Consider the following 6,211-nt stretch of genomic DNA (forward strand, 5'->3'; position numbering starts at 1 on the left):
TACAAAAAATTTGTATATACTAGTAAATCAATATTAAACAATATAAAATTAGTTTAGACTTTCTTGTCCTTTTACAACTGACTTCTGGATATTCCGTTTCCAATCTATCAAGACTTGCCCAATGAGTCGTTGCCTTTTTGCCTTTTAGTAAACCAGCCTTTGCTAATAGCAAAGCACCAGTACATACAGATGCCATAAGTTGTACATTTTTCATTTCATTTTCAATCCACGAAATTACAGTTTCGTTATGAATCTCTCTTTCCCTTGCACCCAAACCACCAGGAATAATTAAAATATCAAATCGCGGCATATTATCCAGACTATAATCAGGCTGAACTCTTAAACCATTTCTGGCAACAACTATATTACCTTTTTCTGATATAGTTTCAACAATAAACGGCTTATCACCATTTTCTAATGCCGTTACTGAAAAACTTCAAATGGTCCAGCAAAATCTAATACTTCAACATCATCAAATAGAAAAACTCTTACTCTCCATTGACTAATGTTCACTTGAATTTCCCTTTTATTAACATTTTATCTTTATATTCTAACATAACCTAATTGAACTAAACTGCTTCGTTAGCACAATTAATCTTTTATCTCATTAGAAAAGGATACAAATAAAAAAACACCTATTAAGGTGCAGAAATCGAAGGGCATTAACTAGCCCCAAATGGTTATTTAATTAATATTTTCTATAGCCTCATCATCCTCAAAAAGTGATAATTGCTCAAATCCTGTAAATGGTGTTGAAACTTCTTGTTTTAACCTACTAATGTATTGTTTTCCTAATTGAAGAAATGCTGCATCAGTATTTTGGTGTGAGTTCCTATTTATTCGTTTAATTAACCACTTTTTGTTTTGACTGTCCCAATAAAGATAAGAAGAAAATTCTTTTTTAGACATATCTTTTAAGATTTTTTTAATTTTATCCATTACTGCTTTTTTTATATCAGTACCGATTAAGTTATGTAAATCGGGGATAGAACAAAACGTTTCATTAACTACTTCGTTTATTGTAAATTCGAGATGGTTGATTTTAGCGTACTGAAATATCTTATTTATTACTCTCGGAGCAACGTGTTGTAATTTAGATTCTTTATCGTAAAAAATAATTGTTGGTATTTTTAGAGAATTGTAGAAAAAATCACTTAATTTTTCGCAAATTTCTTTATCAATGATTCTTCTATAAACTATTTGTAAGGAATTAATAGTAGAATCAACTGTAAGTACAGGGAAATTATAACCGTTGGCTTGGAGAAAATCAGTTACTGTTGCTACTCTGCTTTTGTTTATCCCGAGAATAGTTTGTAAATTATGTGTATCTATATCTTTATAAAAAGCTCCTCCTACAGAAAGATACTGTTTAACAGGGAGGCTTTCATATTTATTTAATTGTTCAGTTTCTAGGTTACTCGCTTTAAACCCCTTTAGCTCAAAGCCTAAGGAAGTATTTTTAATAGGGTTAGATAAATAGATATCAAATTTAACGGTACCTACTGCCGTATCTACCGAGCGATCAATAGAAACAATTCGGTATCCTTCTTTGAAAAATATGTTATCAATAGCTCCCGAGTTATGCTCGGAACTCATAGCAATAATTATATTTAATAAATCTAATTCACTATACAAGCGTAAAGAAGTCATGTTCAACATTCGCTCCTTTAAAAAATGAAGTTGCATCTATAGATTGATGAATATTAGTAATTAATCTTGCAATTGTATTACCGCATGAACCCTTTGGTAAGAGGACTCTGATTAAATTAGGCATTACCTCAAATTCCAAGTTTTTACCATAGTTTCCGGAGTGAAGGTCAACGGCATTCACCCGACAGTAATTTTCACTTCTCCAATCAGGAACCCCCCATAGATTGAAAGGTTTATTCCCGGAAAACATTGTGTCTACTAATGTTTCTAAGTTAATATCAGGACGGTTTAAATATATATCAATTGGTTGACCTTTTAAACCATGGTTGTCGGGGTTAAAACTATATGAATAATCTTGTTCTAATTTTGTTATTTTTGTGCTGTAACTAGATAGTATACTTTGAACTATCGAATGATGTTTTGAAAAGGACGTCCCTCTGCCAGTTATTTTTCCATAATAGGTAATATCATCAACAATAAAGTTTTCGCTATTTTCAAATGATTTTTCTAATAGGGAAACCTTATTTATTCCAATTACTTCTTTCAAGTCTGATTTTTGTAAAAGAGTCATCATTTTGTTGACATATAAACGCCTTATATCTAAATTAAGTGTGTTTTGATTTGGGAAAATAAAATCATCTATTTCTTCTTTTTTTAAGTACTCTGTGAAAGAAATACCCATTCCATAAATCTCACCAAACTTTTTAAGCCCAGTTAAAAATGGTATAGGAAGCCATATATTATCAATATTTTTTTCTCTTAAAATAATCTTATGTATAAAATCACTATTCTTGGCTTTTATAGCTGAATGAAGTACCCAAAAGCGCTTTTGAGAAACATCTAGATAAAGTTCCCCATCATCCGAATCAATAACAAAAAGATTTTCATCTTCAGTTTCCCTTACTTTCAAATGCATTTTTTTTTGGTTATCAAAAGTTTTTTGTAAAAAACAATTTATTTCATTATGATCGGGGATAGAGTGATGATGAACATGACTTTCAATAATATACGATTTTAATTGATTAGTTTCATTCTTCTTCTCTTCTCTAAATCGAGAGTAATTTTTATATAGAACTTCTTCAAATCTAGAAATCATCTCACTTCTATTTTTAACCATTAATATCTCCCCTCCTTCCCCGTTTTCTTTATTTTAGTTTATTTTTCTTGATTTTGGTGAATTTTTTGATTTATTTTTAAAGTTTTAGGTATAAAAAATAGTTATTCGAAGTTATTTGAAGATTTAGTCGCAATATGTTATTTATTAGGTAGAATATAATTTAACCATTCTATTGAGATGAGGTGTTAACTTGAGCAGAGAGGTTGGACTGAAAATAAAATAGAACGTTACATTAAAGAAGGTAGAGGTAAAGGAGAATTGTCAAATTATAAGCCATGGTTAATGGTTCAAGATGTCAGTAGTGACGGAAATTTCCCGTGAAGTAAGGGCTGGAAAACACCAGGATTCACCAACTCTTGTCTAACTTAGAAAGAAGTTACTTTTATTATTTAGAATGGGCAACTAATGTTATAGATATTAGAGAACAATTCCCCTTAGAACGACAAGAAACCTTAGAGATTTCTACAGAACTAAATATTCCTCACCCTATTGATGAAGATACTAAAACACCAATTGTATTAACTCCGATTTTTTAATAACCCTAAATGAAAGCAATATATTTATTACATAGCAAGAACAATAAAACCGTCAGAGAAATTTGAGGATCCCCGTGGAAATTCACAATAAATGAGAGTGAAATGTGAATTTTTCAAGGGTTATAGGTAAGTAACAAGCCTTAAACCCTTGATAAATCAAAATATACCGGCGTTTAATTACATTGTGCCGCCCGTAACCTGCTAAAGTGTAATATTGTTAACGAGAAGTGCAAGTAATGCGGTAAATCAAGGTTTTAGATATTATTTACTGTAATATCTTTAACGCTGATTTACCGTTTTTCATGGGAATGCGTTAGCAAATTGTAAACATCTTTGTTTTCTTTCCCTATAAAAAAGGTACGGATATAAGGACTATCATTTTGTAAGTGACTTTTTGTTTTATGCATATTTATTCGTTTACTAAAACTTCTGACTCGTTTAATTGTAAAGCCGGAAGTGTAAAGTAAATGGAAGTTCCTTTATCCGGTTCACTTTCCGCCCAAATTTGCCCCTTATGAGACAAGATAATTTCCTTACATATAGCGAGACCAAGCCCATGTCCTTCCTCTGAGGTACGTCCTTTCCTTGTATAGTATCGTTCAAAAATGTTTTCAAGATCATCTGGATCAATTCCGGAACCGGAATCATGGATGGCGAAAATAACATCATCAGATTTTTCCTCCGCGATTAACTGCATATGAATCATACCTTCTGATGTATGCTTAATGCTGTTACCTATCAAATTTGATATTACCTGGTCAATTCTTTGGATATCTACGTTAACCAATGGATAGAGCCTGCTTTGCGATAAGGGAACTGAAATTTTGAACTCCAGCCCACTTTTCTTTACATCCCATTCGTGCTGAGTGCATAGATGGAGGAACAGTTTATCTGCTACAACATTTTCCATTAAAAAATGGGTATTTCCAGCTGTAAGCTGGGACAAATCAAATAGATCCTGAATGAGCCGATTTAATGAATAAATGCGTTCCCTGGTTCTTTTTAGATAGTCTAGTTGTTTTTCAGGAGTATTTACTATTCCATCAATAATTGCCTCAATATATCCTTGAACGGATGTAATCGGTGTCCGTAAGTTATGCGATATATTTGATAATAAATCACGTCTTAATACTTCTTCCTTTTTTAGTTTTCTGTTTGCTTCAGCCAGCTCTGCTATAGCATGTTCAAGTTCCATTGTTCGTTCCTTAATTTTATCTTCGAGCGTTGCGTAGAGCCTTGCATTTTTAATAGAAATAGCCGCTTGAGAAGAAAGCATCGTGAGTATGTTAATATGTTCCTCTGTAAACGCGTGAGAAATCAAATTGTTCTCCAAGTATAAAATTCCAATTACCTGGTTTTGAAGGCATATTGGAAAAGATATAATAGATTTTGGCTTACTTTTCTTAATATAAGGATCATCTACAAAAAGTCCAAATAAAGATGCATTTTCCAGAACTACATGTTCCCTTGTTTTATAGACATAATGAATGAGCAGTAAAGGGAGTACATCACTAAGTTCATTAATATCACCAGACAAATCTGTTAAAAAACTTCCATCCAAATCTCTTTTAACAGCCATGTCCAATTCATTATTTTGGTACAATAATAAATATCCTTTTTCTGCACCTGCTGTCTCTAATAAAATGGTTATCAGAGTAACAATTAATTGTTCGAAATGGATTTCTTTCGATATAGCTTGAGCAGATTTTAGCATGGCATCCACATCTATATTTTGATTACTTCTTACGTTAATGTTTGTTTTGTGTAATGGATCAGCTATTTCTGGGAACTCAAGCAAAAGAAGCTCTGCTTTTCTAGCAGCTCCCCAAATTAAGTAATGCTCACGTGCAAGTTTTACATAATTAAGACCTAACTGCTTATAACCAGAACCAATATAGTAATTTCCAGCACATTCATAAATGACGGCGAGATCCTGTTTGAAATCGTTTTCTGTTGCATGAAAGATAGCCTTTTCAAAATGCTGATCTATTTCTCCCCTACTTTTCTTCAAAATCCTAAATAATTCAGCCTCCATTAAGTGGTACTTGTGTTTATAATTAGAAGGTGAATGGAGGGACCATTTTTTCATTCTCTTTATGTTTTTTCTCATCATGTGGATATATTTTCTTTTTTCGCTTTCCGTACACTTTTCACTAAAGCGGCTGAGCCATAACGTACAGTAAAAATAATAATCTGGAGTAATTACTAGTACATTCGTGTGATCTAAAATGGATAATTTTTCTAAAAGTTTAATTGCTTGTTTTTTTTTCTTTAAGAGATATGCCATTTGAAGTCTTAGCGTAAAGTGAATAATATGTCCCGAATTATCAGTATTCGAAATAGGCAAATCAAAATTAGGCTCAATATTAAATGTTAATAATACATCAAGCCAATGTTTCATTTCATTGATAAAATCAACAGATATCAGATAGTTTATACTATGGACAAACTCTAGCTGCTGATGAATCCCCGCCAACACTTCCTGAAGCCTCTCCCCTTTTAAAAGAAGAGTAATGACAATGAAGGAACTTGCAGCACCTGCTAAGTGTATATTGCCTGACTCCATACTATACTTCTGTGATTCATAGAGATAAAAAAGATTCTCATGTAAATGACTTTTCCAATGATTAACAAACGTTGCATTAACGAAATATACTCTTGCTTTTAGGCTTTTACTATTACTTTTCTTAACATGCTGAATAGCTAAGTTTCCATATTCAAAGCTTTTCTTAAAATTTCCAAAGCCAGCACTTTGAATAAGTGAAAAATTAATAAATACTAAACAGGAAATGTCCGTTTGCCCATTTTTTAAGGTAAACAAAAAAGCTTTTAACTGAACTGACCTAGCCAAATGAGACATATATAAAACACCTATCCATATTAAATTTAACACTTTTTCATTAATTTG

At 31.9% G+C, this 6,211-nt stretch carries 4 protein-coding genes and 1 pseudogene; 1 reads left to right on the forward strand and 4 read right to left on the reverse strand.

Features of this window, described 5'->3' with window-relative positions; translation table 11 throughout:
- Positions 1-79: 79 nt before the first annotated feature.
- The 3 genes and pseudogenes from ACR65M_RS26220 to ACR65M_RS26230 form a co-directional block, all read right to left on the reverse strand.
- Positions 80-507: pseudogene (locus tag ACR65M_RS26220) on the reverse strand (DJ-1/PfpI family protein); the annotation flags it as partial.
- A 177-nt stretch (positions 508-684) separates the two neighbouring features.
- Positions 685-1,650, reverse strand: coding sequence for a peroxiredoxin family protein (locus ACR65M_RS26225; RefSeq protein ID WP_440274879.1), 966 nt, complete (start codon positions 1,648-1,650; stop codon positions 685-687).
- Positions 1,628-2,767, reverse strand: a complete 1,140-nt coding sequence (locus tag ACR65M_RS26230) for a hypothetical protein (protein WP_440274880.1) — start codon at positions 2,765-2,767, stop codon at positions 1,628-1,630. The genes ACR65M_RS26225 and ACR65M_RS26230 overlap by 23 nt, the downstream gene beginning before the upstream one ends.
- A gap of 356 nt (positions 2,768-3,123) precedes the next feature.
- On the opposite strand from ACR65M_RS26230, the gene ACR65M_RS26235 reads away from it, so the two are divergent.
- Entirely contained in the window at positions 3,124-3,303 is a 180-nt protein-coding gene (locus tag ACR65M_RS26235) for a PDDEXK family nuclease (RefSeq protein WP_440274881.1), read from the forward strand.
- Between the two features lie 409 nt (positions 3,304-3,712).
- Here ACR65M_RS26235 and ACR65M_RS26240 read toward each other — a convergent pair whose 3' ends face one another.
- Positions 3,713-6,163: a sensor histidine kinase gene (locus ACR65M_RS26240; protein WP_440274882.1), complete on the reverse strand. Its 2,451-nt coding sequence runs from the start codon at positions 6,161-6,163 to the stop codon at positions 3,713-3,715.
- Positions 6,164-6,211: the final 48 nt, after the last annotated feature.

The sequence above is a fragment of the Ferdinandcohnia sp. SAFN-114 genome, assembly GCF_059415045.1.